Source organism: Sorangium sp. So ce1153, from assembly GCF_051521595.1.
GTDB lineage: Bacteria > Myxococcota_A > Polyangia > Polyangiales > Polyangiaceae > Sorangium.
In genome coordinates, this window is sequence record NZ_CP150361.1 from 312,265 (window position 1) to 331,223 (window position 18,959).

General features: G+C 70.5%; 12 protein-coding genes. 4 read left to right on the forward strand and 8 right to left on the reverse strand.

Going from position 1 to position 18,959, the window contains the following annotated elements:
- The first annotated feature begins 198 nt into the window (after positions 1-198).
- Entirely contained in the window at positions 199-1,140 is a 942-nt protein-coding gene (locus tag WME85_RS01100; RefSeq protein WP_437834377.1) for a PEGA domain-containing protein, read from the forward strand.
- A gap of 12 nt (positions 1,141-1,152) precedes the next feature.
- On the opposite strand, the gene WME85_RS01105 is transcribed toward WME85_RS01100, so the two are convergent.
- The 6 genes from WME85_RS01105 to rph form a co-directional block, all read right to left on the reverse strand.
- A complete protein-coding gene (locus tag WME85_RS01105) occupies positions 1,153-2,640 on the reverse strand; it encodes a serine/threonine-protein kinase (protein ID WP_437834379.1) in 1,488 nt (495 codons plus the stop codon).
- A gap of 699 nt (positions 2,641-3,339) precedes the next feature.
- Complete coding sequence (locus tag WME85_RS01110) at positions 3,340-5,121, reverse strand: hypothetical protein (protein ID WP_437834381.1); 1,782 nt, start codon at positions 5,119-5,121, stop codon at positions 3,340-3,342.
- Positions 5,122-5,180: 59 nt separating this feature from the next.
- On the reverse strand, positions 5,181-6,128 hold the full coding sequence (locus tag WME85_RS01115; RefSeq protein WP_437834383.1) for a hypothetical protein: 948 nt from the start codon (positions 6,126-6,128) through the stop codon (positions 5,181-5,183).
- Positions 6,125-6,697 carry an RNA polymerase sigma factor gene (locus WME85_RS01120; protein WP_437834386.1) on the reverse strand — a complete coding sequence of 191 codons (573 nt, stop codon included), beginning with the start codon at positions 6,695-6,697 and terminating at the stop codon, positions 6,125-6,127. Before WME85_RS01120 ends, WME85_RS01115 begins: the two co-directional genes overlap by 4 nt.
- A 57-nt stretch (positions 6,698-6,754) precedes the next feature.
- On the reverse strand, positions 6,755-7,822 hold the full coding sequence (locus WME85_RS01125) for a hypothetical protein (RefSeq protein WP_437834389.1): 1,068 nt from the start codon (positions 7,820-7,822) through the stop codon (positions 6,755-6,757).
- A gap of 83 nt (positions 7,823-7,905) precedes the next feature.
- A complete protein-coding gene (gene rph / locus WME85_RS01130; RefSeq protein ID WP_437834391.1) occupies positions 7,906-10,524 on the reverse strand; it encodes a rifamycin-inactivating phosphotransferase in 2,619 nt (872 codons plus the stop codon).
- Positions 10,525-10,845: 321 nt separating this feature from the next.
- Here rph and WME85_RS01135 point away from each other — a divergent pair, with 321 nt between their 5' ends.
- The 3 genes from WME85_RS01135 (at position 10,846) to WME85_RS01145 (ending at position 14,748) form a co-directional block, all read left to right on the forward strand.
- Positions 10,846-11,955 carry a hypothetical protein gene (locus WME85_RS01135; RefSeq protein ID WP_437834392.1) on the forward strand — a complete coding sequence of 370 codons (1,110 nt, stop codon included), beginning with the start codon at positions 10,846-10,848 and terminating at the stop codon, positions 11,953-11,955.
- 516 nt (positions 11,956-12,471) lie between these two features.
- The gene (locus WME85_RS01140) at positions 12,472-13,977 is read left to right on the forward strand and encodes a trypsin-like peptidase domain-containing protein (RefSeq protein WP_437834395.1); all 1,506 of its coding nucleotides are present in this window, start codon (positions 12,472-12,474) and stop codon (positions 13,975-13,977) included.
- 162 nt (positions 13,978-14,139) lie between these two features.
- Positions 14,140-14,748 carry a YybH family protein gene (locus WME85_RS01145; RefSeq protein ID WP_437834398.1) on the forward strand — a complete coding sequence of 203 codons (609 nt, stop codon included), beginning with the start codon at positions 14,140-14,142 and terminating at the stop codon, positions 14,746-14,748.
- Here the strand turns inward: WME85_RS01145 and WME85_RS01150 are convergent.
- Together WME85_RS01150 and WME85_RS01155 are read right to left on the reverse strand one after the other, a co-directional pair.
- Entirely contained in the window at positions 14,736-16,373 is a 1,638-nt protein-coding gene (locus WME85_RS01150) for a hypothetical protein (RefSeq protein ID WP_437834400.1), read from the reverse strand. The two genes, WME85_RS01145 and WME85_RS01150, sit on opposite strands and share 13 nt — an antisense overlap.
- A gap of 450 nt (positions 16,374-16,823) precedes the next feature.
- Entirely contained in the window at positions 16,824-18,770 is a 1,947-nt protein-coding gene (locus WME85_RS01155; RefSeq protein ID WP_437834403.1) for a hybrid sensor histidine kinase/response regulator, read from the reverse strand.
- Positions 18,771-18,959 lie beyond the last annotated feature (189 nt).

The window sequence follows — 18,959 nt, forward strand, 5'->3', positions numbered from 1 at the left end:
GGCGCGCTCGCACCTCCGACGACGACGCGGCGCGGCGTCGCGCGCCGCGAAGGCCGCGCCGCCTCGTTGACAGGAGCGGAGACGGCAAGCCACTATGGTAGGCCTCGCATGAGGAATTTTCTGAGAATGTTCCGCGTCGCAGCGGTGAGGAATTTTCTACGAATGTTCCGCGTCGCAGCGATGAGGAATTTTCCACGGATGTTCCGCGTCGCAGCGGTGCTGCTGCTGCTGCTCGAGGCGCCCGCGCTCGCCCAGGACGCCGATGAGCTCAAGAGAGCTCGCGCGCAGTTTCAGCAGGCGACCGAGCTCGAGCAGGCTGGCAACTGGGCCGCGGCCCTGCAGCAGTTCCGCGAGGTCGGCCAGGTCCGGATGACGCCGCAGGTTCGGTTCCACATCGCCGTGTGCGAGGAGAACCTGGGGCGGCTCGTGGCCGCGCTCGGCGGCTACGAGCTGGCGCTCGCGGAGGCCGACGCCGTGGGGCCCGATTTCCGGGGCGAGGTCGAGCAGGCGATCGGCCGGCTGCGCGCCCGGATCCCGAGGCTCGTCATCGTGCGCGGCAAAGGGGCGGCCTCCGCGGCCATGGCGCTCGACGGCATCGCCCTCGGCGGTTCGTCCATCGGCGTCGAGGTGCCGCTCGATCCCGGGCCTCACGCGCTCACCGCCAAGGCGCCCAACTACAAGCCGTTCCAGAGGACGGTGGAGCTGAAGGAGGAGGGGGTGACGCGCGTCGAGGTGACGCTCGAAGCGCTGCCGCCAGAGCTGCTGATCCGGGCGGGCGCCGCGCCGGAGAAGCCGCCGTCCAAGGTGGTGCCGTACGTCGTCGGGGGCGTCGGCGCCGCGAGCCTGATCGGCTCCGGGGTGCTGTTCGTGCTCCGCCAGGGAGCGCTCAAGGATCTGGAAGACGCCTGCGGTCCGGACGGCAGGTCGTGCCCGGCCTCGATGGAGTCGCGTTATGACGACCTCAAATTCTTTCACTACGGCGCGCAGGTGGCGCTCGGCGTCGGCGTCGCCGCGGTCGGCACGGCGACAGCGATCTTGCTCCTTCAGAAGAAGCCAAAAGAGCCCGCGAAGACCTCGCTCGAGCTCGTGCCGGTCGCCGGCGGATCCGAGATAGGCGCGAGCCTCTCGGGCGCGTTCTGAGGGAGTCGCTCGTCAGAACCCTGGATCGTGCTTCCACGACCTGGGCGTCGCGGGCGTCGGCGTCGGGCTCGGCGACGTGACCTGCTCGGCGGGCTTGCCCTGACGGCGGGGCGCTGCGCGCGCAGGTGACACCGGGCTCGGAGCCGGCGCCGGCGCGGCGCTGGCCGAGGCAGCGGGCGCGCCGGACTCGGTCGCAGGGGGCGCCTCCGCCTTGGGGAGGGCGGGCGCCGGCGCCTCCGGGTTCGGGAGCGCGGGCGACGGGGAGGCGGGCGCGGCGGCGGAAGGGAGAGGGGCTGGCGCGTCGGGGCTCCGGAGCAGCAGCGCGGCGAGCGCGCCGGCGGCGAGGACGCAGAGGAGCACGACGGCGGGCAGCACGCGGCTCCCGGAGCGCGCGAACGGAGGGATCTCGTCGTCGGCCGCGCTCTTTCCGGCCTCGCCCGGGGGCGCGCGGTGGATGTCGACGGTGCGGAAGGCGCTCACCGTCGAGTGGCTCGTGCCGGTCACGTCGGAGATGCCGAGCTTGTTGCTGCTCGGCGGGCTGCGGTCGGCGCGCTCCAGCGCTTCGGCGAGGGCCGCGCGCGTTTGCTGTTCCTGCTCCTCGAACAGCTCGCGGATGAAGTTGGCGACGTCCTCGTCGGAGGCGCGCTGGCTGGGCGGCAGCGCCTTGTCGAGCGCGCGCATCAGCTCGTTGGCCGTGGCGTAGCGCTGGTCGCGCTCTTTTTCGAGCGCGCGCATCAGCACGGCCTCGAGCAGCGGCGGGTAGTCGGGCTGGAACGTGCGCGGCGCCACCACCGGGTCCGGCGACGAGATCGCGAACAGCGTCGCGCCCTCGTTTTCCCTGCGGAACGGGTGCTGGCCGGTGGTGAGCACGTAGAGCACGATGCCCATCGCGAACACGTCGACGCGCCGGTCGATCGCGTCGCCGCGCACCGCCTCCGGCGCCGTGTAGCTCACCTTGCCCTTGAGCTGGCCGGCCCGCGTCGTGCTGTCGTTGAACGCGGTGGCCTTGGCCACGCCGAAGTCGACCACCTTGGTCGTGCCGTCGTACGTGACCAGGATGTTCTGCGGGGAGATGTCGCGGTGCACCAGGCCGACGAGCTTGCCGCTGTTGTCCTTGAGCTCGTGCGCGGCGTGCAGGCCGGCGCAGGCCTGCACCACGATGCGCACGGCGATCGGGATCGGCACGCCCTCCCACCGCTTCGAGACCTTCATCACCTGGCTGAGCGGAACGCCGTTGATCCACTCCATCGCCAGGAACAGCACGCCGTCCTGCTCGCCGAGATCGAGGATCTCGACGGCGTTCGGGTGGCGGATCTGGGACGCGAGCTCCGCCTCCAGGAGGAACATCTTCTCGAACTGGTCGTCCTCCGACAGCTGCGGCAGCATCGTCTTGACGGCGACGATCTTCTGGAAGCCGCGCGTCCCCTTCAGCCGCGCCGCCCACACCATGGCCATGCCGCCCGCCGCGATCGGCAGCAGCAGCTCGTAACGGCCCAACACGGACCCGGGACCGAGCTCGGCCGGGGTGTTGGGTAAGATATTCGGCGCAGTGTTCACGCTACTCGCAAGGTTTACTACGTTCCGTGCACGAGTGTGTGGCGAAACCTAGCAAGAGCCCAGCGATAAGAAACCCGGCGGAGACAAACCGCGGTTGTCGCACCCGTGCCCTCATCGCCTTACATTCGCCAGCCGGCGCCGGCGCTGGCGTTTCGCGGGTCGGCAGCTGCCGCTCCAGCAGGCTGTGGCGTGATGGCGGCCGGTCTGGTGCATGGATGAATTGTAGAGAGAGCGTTGCTTTTCAGGAGGGCTGGATTGGAGAGGCGTTGTTGATACAGCGCCACTTTTCCAGGAGGGATGTGGATCGCCTGAGGTGCTTTATGTTCACCAGCGCTTGCAGCGTGGCTGTACGGTGGGTGGGACGGCCGACACGAGGAGCTTGACTTTCGGATCGCGTCTGGAGCTCCCTCCATGGAACGTGGTGTCAAGACAGATCCCTCGCGTCGCCGGCCGTGCTCGTCGTTCACGGCGGCGTCCGCTCGCGGTCGGCGTGTGCGGCGTGGCTCGCCCGGGCACAGGCGGTACAGGCGGTTCGGCTTGCCCGCCTCCGGGTCACCCACGCGTCCGTCGCGGGGTCCGGAGCCGCTCGCCCGCGCGGAGGTCGGCCGCCCGTGGAGCCCGACGTTCTCAGTCTAGGATCGATCAGTCGCAGGTGCCGCCCGCGTAGTTGCCGGTCACCTGGATGTAGACCGTGCCGGGTTCGATTTGATCGGCGATGGCCTGGGCCCGGCAATCCGGAAGCGACTCGTTGTCCCTGATCGAGAGCTCTTGCTCCACGGTCTCGAGTGAGCCGAGCGCAGCGATGTCCGTCAGCATCGGGTTTCGCCTGACCAGGAGGGAGGGGACCGAGGTCAGATTGTCGAGGCCCGAGAGGGAGGCGAGTCGTGCGTTGTCGAGGATGTAGATGTATCTCGTCGCGACCTCGAGCACCTCGAGTCCGGTGAGGTCGCTCAGCATCGGATTTCCCGTGATCCACACGGCCTCGAGGACGTGATTGTCGGGGTTGAGACCGGCGAGGCTCTCGAGATTTGTGTTGTCGATGAGGGAGAGCTCCACGTCGATCTTGACGTTCTCGAGGCCCTCGAGGTTCGTCACGCCCGTTGCATGGATCGCAACGAGGTTTGCCCGCGTCAGATTGCTCAGGGCTCGGAGGGACGTGATGCCGGGCGAGCCGGTGATCAGAATCGATCCGATGCTCGTGCGGTTCTGTAGGCCATCGATATTCGTGAGCGAGGCGTTGTCCTCCAGCTGGAGCTCGTCGAATTCGACGTCCGCGAGCGCGTCGATGTTCTCGAGCGCGTCGTTCCAGCTCACGTAGATATTGCGTACCTCGCTCATGTTTTGCAGGCCGGCGAGATCGCGGAGTTTGTCGTTGTCGGCGATGCCTACCTGAGCTACCCGAGCAAGACCGTGGAGGCCGGCGATGCTCAGCAGCTCGCGATTCTGGCCGATGTAGAGATCTTCGCGGACCTCGGTCAGCGACGATAGGGCGTCGAGGTTCGTGAGCGAGCCATTGCCAGCGACCACGAGGTTTGTGACTCGCTCCACCTGGAGACCGTCGAGACGCTCGAGCGCCGGGTTGTCTTGGATGGAGAGCTGTTGCACGTCGATGACACCAAGGCCGTCCAGGCTCTCGAGGCGCTGATTCTCCATGATGGCGAGATAGTTCGAATCCTCGACGTAAAGCTCGAGACCGTGGAGATCGAGCAGGGCGACGTTGCCAAGGATGGTGAAGAAGCGGCCCACGTGACGGAGTCCTTCGAGGCCCGAGAGGGAGCGCAAGGCTTCGGTGTTCATGACGGTGAGGTCGTTCGTGACCACCTGCAGTCGCTCGAGCCCGCTCAGATCCTCGAGCGAGTCGCTCGTGATCTCGACGATGTTCGCCCCGGTCAGGCACCTGAGGTGCTGGAGGTCCTCGACGCTGCCGTCGATCGCGACGTCGCCCGCGCTGTGGATGAGCGGCAGCGCGTCGAGCTGCGCCTGGGTCTTCACCTGGATCGGCGCGAGATAGGCGACGGAGTCCGCGCACTCCGGATCGGTCGGCTTGCCTGGGAGGCTCCCTCCTCCGCCGCCCGTGCCCGTCGCGGTGGTGTCCCCGCCGCCCATGCCCGTCGCGGCGGTGGTGGCTGGCGGGGAGCCGCCCGTGCCCGTCGCGGCGGTGGTGCCCGGCGGGGCGCCGCCCGTGCCCGTCGCGGTGGTGTCTCCGCTGCCAATGCCCGTCGCGGCGGTGGTGCCCGGCGGGGCGCCGCCCGCGCCCGTCGCGGTATCGGGACCACCCTCGCTGGGCTCGTCGCCAATCTGGAGCTCCAGCCCGCAGCCGCCGAGGAGCGGCGAGGCCGCCGCGAGCGCAGCGAGAAGGAAGAGGTCCGCGGCGCGCCGGGGGAGGGAGGCGCGAGAGGCGCGAGAGGAGGAGCGGTTCGACATGGGTCATCTCCATCGAAAGGACCGCGTCGTGCGGTCACCGGGTACGTGGAGAGATCGGCTCAATCTTTTGAAGAGGGTTCCTCGAGGCCGAGCGATTCGAGCCTGCCGCGGTACGCGGAGCCGGGGAACCGCTCGAGCAGGCTCGCGGCGCGGGCGCGCGCCTCGGCCGCGCGGCCGAGGGCGAGCAGGGCGCGGATGGCGATGATCTCGCGCTCTTGACCGAGCGCGCCGGTGGGGAAGCGCCGCGCGTGCTCGACCGTGAGCGCGAGCGCCGAACCAGCGTCGGCGGCGAGCGCGCCCTGCGCGCGATAGAGCAGCTGGACCTCGGTCTCCGCCTCCCCGGCGGCGGCGGCCGGAGGAGGGCTCGCGCTCGGGGGAGCCCCGCCGCTCGGCGCGCCCGGCGCGGGGATCGCCGCCTCCTCGTCGCGCGGCGCGGCGGCGCTCGCGCGCGGGAGGCGCTCGTCGCGCGGCGCGACCGCGCTCGAGGGCTCGCGCGCCCCGCCGCGACCGGCCGCGGATCCAGCGTGCCCGGCGCCGTCGAGGCCGGGCTCCGCGGGCGGCGGGGGAGGGGGCGTGGGCGCGGCGACGCTCGACCGAGCGGCGCTCGCGATGGCGCCGGGCGCGGCGTCGCGCGGCGCCGTGGCGGCGTCGCGCCACCACACGCCGCCCACGACGCCGAGGCCGAGGAGCGCACCGAGGAGCGCGCTGGAGGCCAGGGAAGGCCCCGCGGCGGCCGCGGTGAGATGCCCGGGCGCGAGCGGAGGCGACGGGGGAAGCGAAGCGACCTGAGGCGCCCCGGCCGGCGGCGGCGAGGCGTCCGGCGGCGAGGCGTCCGGCGGCGAGGCGGCCGGCGGCGGGAGCGGCCCGAGCGGGAGGCGCGCGGCGAGGCGGGCGAGGTCGGAAAGCCCGGGGCGCTCGCGCTGACCCGCGCGCAGGACGGCGCGCACGGCGTCGGTCGTGTCCGAGGACGCATCGAAGAGCCGCGGCGGATCCTTCGGTTTGCTCAAGGCGTCCTCCTCCCGGCCGTGGCGCGCCGCAGGGCGGCCTCGACCACCCGGCGCGCCGCGTAGAGCCGCGCGTACGCCGTCTGGAGCGGGCAGCCCACCGCCTCGGCGACCTCCGTCATCGGCAGCTCCTCCAGCTCGAAGAGCACGAACACCGCGCGCTTGTCGTCGTCGAGCGTCTGGACGCACGCGTCGAGGAGCGCGCGCGCCTGATGGTCCTCGAGCGCCCCGTGCTGGTCCTCGTGCGCTACCTGGTCGGGCAGCTCGGCGCGCGTGGACTCGCGGCGCCGGTGGGCGCGCTTGCGGTAGTCGGCCGCGACCCGGACGCAGATGCCGTAGATCCAGGTCTGGACCGAGGATCGCCCCTCGAAGCTCGCGAGGCGTCGGTGGACGATCATGAAGACCTCCTGGCAGACGTCCTCCGCGTCGGCTTCATGGACGCCGAGCCGCCGCAGCGCGCGCCAGACGAACGGCGCGTGATCGAAGAAGAGCTGCTCGAAGGGCGGGACCGGGCCTCCCGGCGCGGAGATCGCGTGCGGCCGGCCTTCGCGCGCGGTGGCGAGCAGGGACATGCGCTGGGGTGAGTGGACGCGCGGCGGGCGCGTTTTGAAAGAATCGACGCGGCCCGGTCACGGCAGCTCGAGGCCGAGGCCGAGATCGAGGATCGCCGACACAGGCGACACCTTGAAGATATCGTGCCGCGCCCCCGAAGCGTCGGTGTAAAAATAGACGTCCTGCACGGTCGGCACCGCGATCCCGAGCCCGACGGCCCCGAACAGCGGCCCCACGAGCCGCCGCCGCGCGCGCGTGTGGAGGCTCAGATCGAGCACGAGCCGCTCGTGGCGGAACCTGCTCGGCACCGCGGACCCCTCGACGCGCAGCGATCCGAGCCTCGCGCCGACGCAGCCCGAGAGCGCCGTCCCGCCGCGCGCGATCTCGATGGGGCACACGGACAGGCTCCCGTAGGCGAGCGAGAACGCCGGCGATCCGGGCGCCTCGCGGACGGCCGGGCTCGCCCACAGCACGCCGCCCAGCTCGAAGCCCGGCCCGCGCGGCGGCGTCGCGTGCGCGCGCACCCCGACCCCGACGCTCGCGGGCCCGGGCAGGAGCCCGAGCCCGCCCACCGCCTCCACCGCGCCCCCCACCCGCCAGGGAGCGCTCGGCGCCGCTGGCGCAGGCGGGCACGCCGGGAGCGCGGCGGTCGCCGGCGCGGCAGGAGGTAGCGGGGCGGGCCGCACCGCCGCGCCCGCGCCCGGCGCGCCCCCGCCGGCGCTCGCGGCCGGGCTGCCGGCGGCGCGGGGGAGCACGAGCGCGGCGTCGGGGTCGACGAGCAACGCGATCACGAGCTCGAGCTGATCGTCGATGGCCCGGCAATCGACCTGATCGGCCTCGATCTCCCGCGACCCGATCGCCGTCCCGCCCGCGCCGAACACCCGTACCGTCGCCCGCCAGACGCCGGCCTCCCGCGAGCGCTCGATCCGCCCCTCGATGGCCATGTCGCCGAGGGTGGGCGGCACGAACGCGGCCCGCCCGAGCCGCCGCTCCACGGCGAGCGCGAGCGTCCGCGCGTCGACGCACGCCTCGGCCCCAGGCATCCGCACCCACGCGAGCGACGAGGTGCGCGGCGCCGCATCGGCAGGACGAGCGAAGGTGCCCAGCGCGGCCCCGACGAGGAGCGCGAGCGCCGCGGATCTCATGCGGCAGCATATCCAGGCGATCGTCGAGGCCGTCAAGGAACGCCGCACGGGAAGTCGGGAGCAAGCGGGACGCCGCACCCTCCTCAGGTCAGGATCTCGACATACCCATCTGTCCCGTTCACGCGGATGCGTTGCCCATCCCGGATCAACCTCGTCGCACTGTCCACGCCGACGACGGCCGGCAAGCCGTATTCCCGGGCGATCACCGCGCCATGGGTCATCAGGCCCCCCACCTCGGTCACCAGGCCCTTGATGGACACGAACAAGGGCGTCCAGCTGGGGTCGGTGAAGGCGGTGACCAGGATGTCCCCCGCCTCCAGAACCGCATCGGCCATGTCCGAGAGGACGCGGGCTCGTCCCTCGACGACGCCGGAGGAGACCGGTAACCCGACGATGGCACCGGCGGGGAGATCGGCTCGTTTGTACGCGCCTGTCACGATCTCCCCGTCGGACGTGATGACGCTCGGTGGCGCGAGCTTCTTGTTGAGCTCGTGTTCGGCTTTCCGCTGGCTGACGACCTGATCGTCCAGCTGGTGCGTGCGCACGACCTCGTGAAGCTCGTCGAACGTGAGGTAATAGATGTCCTCGACGTCGCGGAGCACGTTGGCCTGCACGAGCCGCTCGGCTTCTTGCAGCATGGCCTGTTTGTAGACGAAGTAGCGACTGACGATGCTGTACTTCGGGTACTCGCGATAACCGATGAAGTTCCGGAGCCGGTCGATCATCCGCTGGGCTTCGCTGGCCTTCTGCTCCCCATCCGGCAGCTGCCTCAACCGGTCGAGCAACTCTCGCGCTCGCTGCAAGGCCTCCTGCCGCCCCTGCTCGAACCTCCGCTTGCCGGCACGCGGCTCGAAGTTCTTGATGTTGCTCAGGATCGAGGGGACCAGGGTCGTCGGCTTCTCGCTCCAGCGGGCCCTCGTGATGTCGATCTCCCCGGCACATCGCATGCCGTATTTGTGGAGGTAAGCCCGGATGGCGTCCCGGGCTTCCCGCCCACCGTCGAGCCCGACCAGGTCGTCCAGGAAGTTATCGTGCTTCACGTCCTGCAAGTAAGCGACCACGCCCGGGTAAGGACGGATCACGTCGGCGACATCCAACAGCTCCAGGCCCATCTCCGACGTGATGTTGTTCGACACGGACTGGGAGAGCGTATCCGCGACGTTCTTCTCGCCGAGCCACGCCATCATCTTCTCGTTGAGCCACCAATAAGCGTTCATGCCCGCCATGATCACGCCCATGCTCCGTGGATCGAACAAGGACTTCTTCGAGCGCTGGACGTCCTCCCGGATGAAGTCGAACAACGCCGTTCCGGTCCTGGTCCGGATGTCGCGCTTCAGCTCCTCGAGCGCCGCCTGGCTGCGCTCGATCAGATCCGCGACGATCGCCGGGTCGTCGTCGACCTGCGCGTCGAAGCCCGGGAGCGCCACGCCTTGCTTGCCCTGGCCGGGACGCGAGGCCGTCGGGGCGTCGGGCAAGGGCTCGATGAAGTCTCCGCGCTCGATGATGGTCAAGAGGGCGTCCTTGATGAGCGGCGCCGAGCGCCCCACGAGATCCAGGAGGGCATCCCGGCTGGCCGGTGAGGCCAGCTGCTTCGTGGCATCGACGAACAACCTCCCGCCCGCTGCAATCATGCGTCCAGCGGCGGCCGACTGGAAAAAGGACAGCCCCAGGGGCTTCATGGGGTCGGTCATCATCTGTTGATGGCCGACGGACAGGAAGACGTGGTTGCCCTGATCACCCGCGTCAGGGACGGGATACAGGGTCGTGATGGGCCGGCTCTGGACGACGTGGATCTCGTCCTCGGCCAGGCACCACTCGATGTCCTGGGGGTGGCCGAAGTGCCCTTCGATCCGCCGGCCCAGGCGCTCGAGCCGCAGGATCTGCTCGTCCGACAGCACGGGCCGGTTCTGCCGCTCGGGCTCGATCGCCCGTTCTTCGGTGCCGCCCTCCTCCACGGCACAGGTAGCCAGCTTCTTGGTGGCGACCGTCTTCTCGATGACGTGGCCGTTCCGCACCTTGTAGCCGTCGGCGCTCGCCAGGCCGGAGACCAGGGCCTCCCCGAGGCCGAAGCCAGCCTCGATCGACGACACCTTCCGGTTCGACGTGACGGGATCGGCCGTGAACAAGATCCCGGCCGCCTGCGGGAAGACCATCTTCTGCACGACCACCGCCATGTGGACCTTGCGGTGGTCGAAGCCGTGTTGGATCCGGTAGGTCACCGCCCGCTCGGTGAAGAGCGATGCCCAGCACCGGCGGACGTGCTGCAGGATCGCCTGCGTCCCGAGGACGTTCAGGTACGTATCCTGCTGGCCCGCGAAGGAAGCCCCCGGCAAATCCTCCGCCGTCGCGCTGGACCTCACGGCGTAGGCATCGCCCGCGCCCAGCCTGGAAAGAGCCTGGATGAGCGCCTCTTGCAGGTCCTCAGGGACAGCTGTCCCCTCGATGATCCGACGCAGCTCGCCGCTGAGCTCGCGGATCCCGTGCCGGTCTTCCACCCCGAGCAACGACAACCGATCGAGCAACCCGCCGATCGACGGCGCTCCTCCCATGACCCGCTGGAACGCCTCGGTCGTGACGCAAAAGCCAGCGGGCACGCGGATCCCCTCGAGCCTGGCGAGCTCCCCCAGGTTCGCGCCCTTCCCCCCGACCACCCTGGCCTTCGTTCGATCGATCTCCTGGAGATCAAGCACATAGGTCCGCATCCGTTCACCTCCATCAGGTCGCCGGCAGCGTTCGCTTCGACGGATCGTCACGCCCCCTCGTCGAAGGGCGCCACTGTAACGCGAACCTCCGCGCCGTTCAAACTGGCGTCACGACTGGATTTGAGCGTGCGAAGCGCGCGACGCCGCCGCCGTGGCGTCCACCGGGCGCACAAATATCGGGCGCGACGGGACGAGGCGTGGCCCGCGGGCTGGCCACCTGCGCAGATGCGGAGATCCTCACCCCTCGAATCGCGGCCAGCGGCAGCGGTTGACCACCGATTGTGCGTGTGGAGCGCGGAGCGCCTGGGTATACTTCATGTCATGGCGTTCGGGTGGAGGGCGGCGCGGCTCGTGGCAGTGGGCGCCTCGATGCTCGCCGTGAGCTGCGGCGGGAAGTGGACGACGCAGGACGGCGCAGGAATGGCCGACGGCGCGGGTGGGAGCGCCGTCACGGGGCAGGGGGGCGCCGCGGTCACGGCCTGCACGGCGGGGGAGGCGCGCTGCAACGCGAGCGGCCGGCGCGAGACCTGCACGAGCGGCGGCGACTGGAGCGTCTCGGATTTCGTCTGCGCGCGAAACGTCGCGGTCGACGACGACGTCGGCAGCTATTGTGTGACGAAGGCCGACGGCAGCTATCGTTGCTGGGGCGACGATCCGGGCGGCGCGCTGCCGGCCGAGCGCTACCGGCGGGTCCAGCTCACGCGACAGGGGCTGATCGGGCTCACCGAGGACGGTCGGCTGCTCGCCGCGGGGACGCTCCTGCCTGACGGGCTGCCACCGGCCGCCTCCTTTCGAGCGACGAACATGTGGGGCTACAAGGGCGTGTGCCCGCTGTTCGTGGACGGGTCGTTCGCGGTGCTGCTCGATCGCGCGCCGAACGTGCCGGACGACGGCACGGGGCCCACGATGGTGAGGCAGGTGGAGGGCTCGTTCACGCAAGCCTTCTGCGTCTTCGAGGGGCTCGGCGCCGGCGTGCGCCCGGACGGGAGCCTGTGGCAACTGTTCGGCGGTGAGACGATCCCCGGTGAGTTCACCGAAGTGGCGTTCAGCGTCCGCATCTTCTGCGCGCTCACGAAAGCCGGCGGCGTCGAGTGCTTCGAGCCGGAGTTCGCTTGCGGCAACACCGGCATCACGGCCTGCGCCGGGCCCGGGTATCCCGAGTTCTCGGGCGGGCCGTACCGCTCCGTCACCGCCACCGACGGAGCGGTGTGCGCGATCGACGCCGAGGGGGCCCTCGCTTGCAGGCGCTACGACGGCGCCGACATGCCGGTACCGATCGACGCCGGGCGCTTCACGTTCATCGAAGGCGGACACGACGTCCTTTGCGGCGTGCGCACCGACGGCTCGGGCGCCTGTTTCCGCCACGGCGGGGATTTCGGTGAGGTCGGCCCGTTCGTGCCGGTCGAGCCGGCGCTCGATCCCGGCTGGTGAGCGCCGGGCCGCGCTCGTGGCGATGACGCGCGGGCGCGGCGGCGCCGCTGCTCAGCTCGTCGTCGCGCTGCCGGAGCCGCGGCAGACGGCGAGGCCGCCGCTGAGCAGGGATGCTCCCAGGCACCATGCCGTCGCCAGGCGGCGACTGCGATGCACGGGATGCATGGACTCCATGCTGCGTAAGAATTGGACGTGCGCTGTCCAGCGAACCAAAGACCCTCCCTGAACACCTCGAACGTGTTGCTTGGAGATGGGAGCCATCAGTATTCGTCAGTCGTCGGTTTCGTGCTCACGCTCGTGATCAACCATTGATGTAATCGCTCGGATTCCACCTTTAATCCCTGCGCTGCGTCGCCGCGGGCGCGAGCCGCCGGGCGGCTGGCGGCGATACCTGCCGGCTCGACCCGCGCCGAGCCGCGGCGCGTCCGGCCGTCCCGGCGCCCGCGAGCGACGCACGGTCAGCCACGGTGAGGGCTCGCCCGGATATCCTTGTGTCTTTTCAACTTGGGAGCTCACATGAAGCTATTCCGACTTCTCGCATGTACAGGCCTTGCACTCGTGGGGGCCGCCGCCGCGTGCTCGACGACCGCCGTCGAGCGCGAGGACGCCGGCCAGGCTCGGTCCGAGGTCATCTATGGCGATGACGACCGGGAGGAGCCCTTCACCTACTCGGATCCCGTCTGGGCCCAGCGCGCGGTGGACTTCACCGTGGCGCTGATCGCCGCCTCGGCGATCGACGACTCGGACCCGAACGACATCCAGATCGCCGGGGGGTCGTGGATCGACCGCGACGACGTGTGCCCCGACGAGCGCTTCGCCACGCAGCCCGCGCGCGCCGACTGCAGCGGCACGCTGATCGCCCCCGACCTCGTGCTGACGGCCGGGCATTGCGTCGGCGCCTGCGGCGACAACCGCTACGTCTTCGACTACAGGATGACGCCCTCCGGCCAGCTCGGCCAGATCACGAGCGACGACGTCTACAGCTGCGCGGACGTCGTGACCTGGTACCGCGACGTCAACGGCGCGGACTACTCGGTCGTGCGCCTCGACAGGCCGGTCGTGGGACGCACGCCCGCCACGGTGCGCGTCGCGAGCACGCCGCTGCCCCCCGGGACCGACCTCGTGGTGCACGGCTTCCCCCGCGGGCTCCCGCTCAAGATCGCCGACGGGGCCGAGATCCTCAGCAACGACGTGGACAACGACTTCTTCGTCGCCGACCTGGACACGTTCGTCGGCAACTCTGGCTCGGGCGTGTTCGACCTCGCCACGAAGGAGCTCGTCGGCATCCTCGTGCGCGGCGAGGACGACTTCGCGCCGGACGGCGACTGCCAGCGTCCCCTCGTGTGCGACGAGGAAGACGATTGCCGCGGCGAGGACGTGACCTATGCCTTCCGCGCCCTCCAGGGCATGTGCAAGTACCTCCCGTCCGACATGTGCTCGTGCGGGGACAGCGCCTGCGGCCCGCTCGAGAGCCCGGCCTCGTGCCCGAGCGACTGCTCCTGCGGCGACGGCATCTGCAGCAGCGGCGAGAGCGTCTCGTCCTGCCCGGCGGACTGCCGGTTCGAGGTGCTGTACGACGAGCACACGCCGCAATCGAACTGGGTGACGCCAGGCATCCAGGTGCGCAACAACGGGCCGAACACCGAGATCCTCTCGGGCACGGTCGTGCGGTATTACTTCACCAAGGAGCCGCCCGGCACGCTCGCGGCAGAGTGCTGGGGCTGCTCGACCACGTTCCAGGTGAGGTTCGCCGAGGTGCCCGGCGGCGGGTGCGCGAACGCGACCCACTACATGGACGTGACGTTCCCGTTCCTCCTCGTGTCGTCCGGGGCCACCACCGACCAGTTCCGCTTCGCGTTCCACGCCTCGAGCTGGCTCGATTTCACCGAGTCGAACGACTACTCCTACGGTGGGATCAACTGGAACTGGGCGCCCAACCCGAAGATCACCATGTACCAGAACGGGCTCAGGGTCTTCGGCGACGAGCCCTGCCCGGGGCTCTTCATCCCGCCGCCCAACTGAGCCCGGGGCGCCCGCGCCTCGGACGAACCGCGCCGTGATGCTCGGCTCGCCACTGCTCTGCTCGAGCACCGGCCTCCAGACGACAAAACGATCCGAGGCTGTCAAGGACGAGCCGCCGCCGGTGCAGTTGACGCCCCGCGCCGACTCGATGTAATGGCGCCCATGCATCGAGCCCTCGCCACCGCTGCTCTGCCGCTCCTTTTCCTCGCGTGCGCCCCCGCGTCGCCGCCGCCCGCCGCGCCAGCAGCGCCCCCGGCGGCGATGACGGCGGCGCCCGACGCGCGCGAGCAGCAGGCGCAAGGAGAGCAGCTCGCCGCCGCCTTCTGCGACGCCTGGAACCGGCACGACATGGATGCGTTCGCTGCCCTGCAAGCCGAGGACGCCGATTTCGTGAACATCTTCGGGATGTGGTGGCATGGGCGGGCGGAGATCCGGAAGAACCATGTCGGCATTCACGAGACCGTCTTCCGGCAAAGCCGCCTCACCAGCGTGCGTGTCGAGACGCGCTTCGTGACGCCGGAGATCGCGGTGGTCCGCTGGGCGTGGGAGCTGAAGGGCGTCCTCACGCCCGACGGCCAGCCGGTGCCCGACATGCAGGGCATCCTGGTGCACGTGGCGCGGCGCGAGGGGAGCCGGCTCCAGATCGTGACGACCCAGAACACGTCGGCCACCGCCGACGCCTTCCGCGCGGTGCGCGGCATGGATTCATCCGGCAAGCCAGCGCAGGAGTCGCCCGCAGGCCCGCCCGCCGCCGGCGCTCAGAACCGATAGAGGACGTTGCCCTCGTCGCCCGTGACGTAGAGCGCGCCCGACGGGCCCACGGCGACGCTGCTCATCGCAAAGGTCGGCACCGTCCCGGTGACCGCGTCGAGCCCCACCTCGAGGTGCCTCGCCACGACCGAGGTGTGGCCCGTCGACGGATCGACGCGCAGGAGCCGGCGCCTCCCGCTCTCCACGACGAGCAGGGTGCCGTCCAGATCGACAGCCATCCCCTCCGGCTGGTCCAGGCCGGCGACCACCTCGAGCGGTGGAGAGAGCGTCACGCCGCCGGAGACCACCTGAAGGACCGCGCCCGTGGCCCAGTCGGCGGCCCAGAGGTCGCCGCCCGACACGGCGAGGCCCGAGGGCACGGCCATCGGCGCGAGCGTCACGTGACCGCCGCTGGTCTGGCGGACGACGCGCCCGTCGCCTGGCCCCGCGCCGAGCTCGGACACCACGAGATCTCCCTGGAACCGGACCGCGTTGAGCGGCGAGACGAAGTCGCTGTAGCTCTCGAGGACCACGTCCGCCGCCGGATCGTAGACCTGGACCACGCTGGCGAACCACGAGCTGAGGATCAGCGACGAGCCGTCCGCCGATACCGTGGCGGGCCCGTGCAGATCGGTGACGCCAAGGAACGACGGCACGACGTCGAGCGCATCGCCCGTGTCTCCGTCGAAGCTCCGCAGCGAGGCCGTGTCGGCGACATAGACCGACTCGACCCCTCCTTCGCTCAGCACGGCCACGCCGCCGGGCAGGATCAGGCCGCCCGGGAGGAGCGTGCGCGCCCGCCCCCGCGGCGCGATCCGGACGACGAAGCCGTCCGCGGCGCTCGTCACATAGAGGTTGTCCTGCGCGTCGAAGGCGAGGTTGTCGAGGCCGACAGGGAGCTCCGCGATCACCTCCCGGTCGCCGGTCGCGACGTCGATCCGCACCACCTCGCCGTTCTGATCGACCGCGTGGAGCCGCCCGCAGCTGTCGAACTTGACGGCCGCGGGGATGAAGAAGCCGTCCGCCACCGTCTGGATGTCGCACTCCGCCTCCGGATCGACCGCGCCGGTGCAGGAGTCCACATCGATGCTGACCACCCTGCCTTGCGTCCAGATCGGCCCGTACAACCTGCCGTCGGGGCCCCAGTCCATGCCGTTCAGGAAGCCGAGGTTGCTCGCGATGAGGCGCGGTGGATCCGACAGCTCCGGATCGAGCTCGTACAGCGCGTCACCGAAGAAGTCGAGGGCCACGAAGAGCCGCCCCGTATCCGAGAACGTGATGGGGTTGACCCCTGGCGCGACGTGCTGCTGGGTGATGTGGCCCGACCGCGAGCGCCGCACGACGTTCCCGGGGATGAGCGAGGTGTAGTAGAGCGAGCCATCCGGACCGAACGTGAGGTCGTCCGGGCCATCAAGCCCTTCCGGCGTCTCGATCCGGCGCACGATGGCCCCGCTCTTGCGGTTCACGACGGCGATTTCATTGCCGAGAAAGCTCGCGACGTACAGCCGGCCATCCGGCCCCACATTGACGCCGTTGGAGCCGTGTAGCCGCGCCCCCTCGACGAGGACGGGCCGCTTCGCGTGAACCGGCGGCGAGATCCCGAGAAGCGCTGTGCCAGCGAGCACGAATGCAAAGGACCTGTGCATGGAGCGTTCCTTTCTCCGCCGCGCGTGGCGCGCACGCCCCCAGGGCCACGATGACGTCAGGCGCGAATCCGGCGCGACGGCGCAAATCTCCGCGCGGACTTCCGGGTCACGCGGGATTGACTCGCACGATAACACGGCCTGTGAGGGCCTCCAAGGATAAAGCCCGTTCAATGAATCGCGCCGCCTGCGCCGCCGAGGCTCATCCCTCATCGGCTTACCAGCGCGGAGCGCGCCAGCGCCGAGCGAGGACGCCGTTTCCGTGGCGGTCAGGATCCGAGCATCGGGGAAAGTCACGCGGCGGATCGCCTACTCCGCGTCGTTCAGGAGCTATGGCGCGCGCGCGATCTCCAGAGCATCCTGCGAATCGCGGCCCGGGCCGCCCGGGAGCTCACCGGCGCCGAGGGCGCTTCCTCTCCGTGCTGCTCCCGGCGTGAAGGGGCGAGTCCCGGGTCAGCGCCCTCGATGTCCGAGCTTCCGGACGACCCGCACCAGGTCCTCCGGGTTGACCGGCTTCGCGAGGTGCTCGTCGTACCCTGCCTCCAGGGCGAGCCGCTGGCTCGTGTCGCTCGTGTACGCCGTCAAGGCGACCGCGGGCGTCGCGCCCCCGCCGTCCCGCGCCGTCGCCCGCAGGCTCCGGATGAACGCATAGCCGTCCTCGTCGGCCATGCCGATGTCGCCCACGATGACGTGCGGCCTCGCCGTGGCGAGCGCGCCGCGCGCCTCCAGCGCGGAGCTCGCGACGCGCACCTCCGCCCCTCGCTCGGAGAGCACGGCGCTGATGAGCTCGCGCGCGTCCGGCTCGTCGTCGACGACGAGCACGCGGAGGCCGTCGAGCCGCGCCCTCGTCCGCTCCCCGGGTGCCGCCGCGGGGCGTCTATCCGGCTCCTGCTCGGGGAGGGGGGTCACCGCCCGCACGGGCAGCGTGACGAAGAAGCTCGTCCCCTGGTCCAGCCCGGCGCTGTGGGCCGAGACGGTGCCGCCGTGGAGCTCGACGATGTGGCGGACGATCGCCAGCCCGAGCCCCAGGCCGCCGAACCTGCGGGTGATCGAGCTGTCGGCCTGCCAGAACCGCTCGAACACGTGGGAGATCACCGCGGGATCGATCCCGCGCCCGTCGTCGTGCACGGCGAGGTGGACGCTCGCCCCGGCCTGCTCGAGGTTCACGCGGACGTGTCCCCCCCTGTCGGTGAACTTCACCGCGTTGGACAGGAGGTTCCACACGACCTGCTGGAGCCGCGCCGCGTCCCCCACGAGCGAGAGGGAGCGCTCGGCGCCCTGCACGGAGAGCTCGATGCCCTTCGCGTCCGCGGCGGGGCGGACGACCTCGAGCGCGTCGGCCACGATGGCCGCGAAGTTCGTCGGCCTGGTCTCGATGTGCATCTTGCCGGTGACGATGCGCGAGACGTCGAGCACGTCCTCCACGATCCTGGCCTGCGCCTGCGCGTTTCGCCGGATCGTCTCGAACGCCTTCGCGATCTCGGGGTCGGTGACGCTGTCGCAGAGGACCGACGACCACCCGAGGATCGCGTTGAGCGGCGTCCGGAGCTCGTGCGAGACCGTCGCGAGGAACTCGTCCTTCATGCGGTTCGCCTCCTGCGCCTGCGCGAGGCGGATGCGCTCCTCCTCGGCCTGGCGCCGCTCGGTGAGGTCCCGCGTGACCTTCGCGAAGCCCACGAGCTCCCCCCCGGGGCCGCGGAGCGCCGTGATGACGACGTGCGCCCAGAACCGCGTGCCGTCCTTGCGGATGCGCCACCCCTCGTCGGTCACCCGCCCGTCGCGGGCGGCGATCGCGAGCTCCCAGTCGCACTTGCCGGCGCGGACGTCGTGCTCCGGGTAGAAGCGCGAGAAGTGCTGGCCGAGGATCTCCTCGGCGCTGTAGCCCTTGAGCTCCTGCGCCCCGCGGTTCCACGTCGTGATGACGCCCTGCGGATCGAGCATGAAGATCGCGTAGTCCTTCACGCTCTCGACGAGCAGCCGGAAGCGCTCCTCGCTCCGCCGGAGCGCCTCCTCTGCGCGCCGGCGCTCCGTCAGATCCCGCGTGACTTTCCCGAAGCCGAGCAGGGTCCCCTCGCGGTCCCGCAGCGCCGTGATCACGACGCTTGCCCAGAACAGCGAGCCGTCCTTGCGTACGCGCCACCCCTCGTCCTCCACCCGCCCGAACCGGATCGCCTCCTCGATCTCGCGGTCGCACTTCCCCGCGGCGACGTCCGCGGGCGGGTAGAACGTCGAGAAGTGACGGCCGATGATCTCCTCGGCCTTGTACCCCTTGATCCGCTCCGCCCCCGCGTTCCAGGTGGCCACATGGCCTCCGGCGTCGAGGATGAAGATGGCGTAGTCCTGGATCGTCTCGACGAGCAGACGGAAGCGCTCCTCGCTCGCCCGAAGCGATTCCTTCATCCCGGGCTCGGCCGGCGCGTGCCGCTGCAACGAGACAGACATTGAACAGAGGATGCTCTATCCTTGGCCCGGCGGCTACCCTCGGGAGAGCCGTGAGCGAGCCGATGCAGCCGCGCTGGCCATCCGGAAGCGGTGTCCGCATACGCACGCCTCGAGACGCCGCGGTGCGCTCCGAGGGTGGCAGAGCCC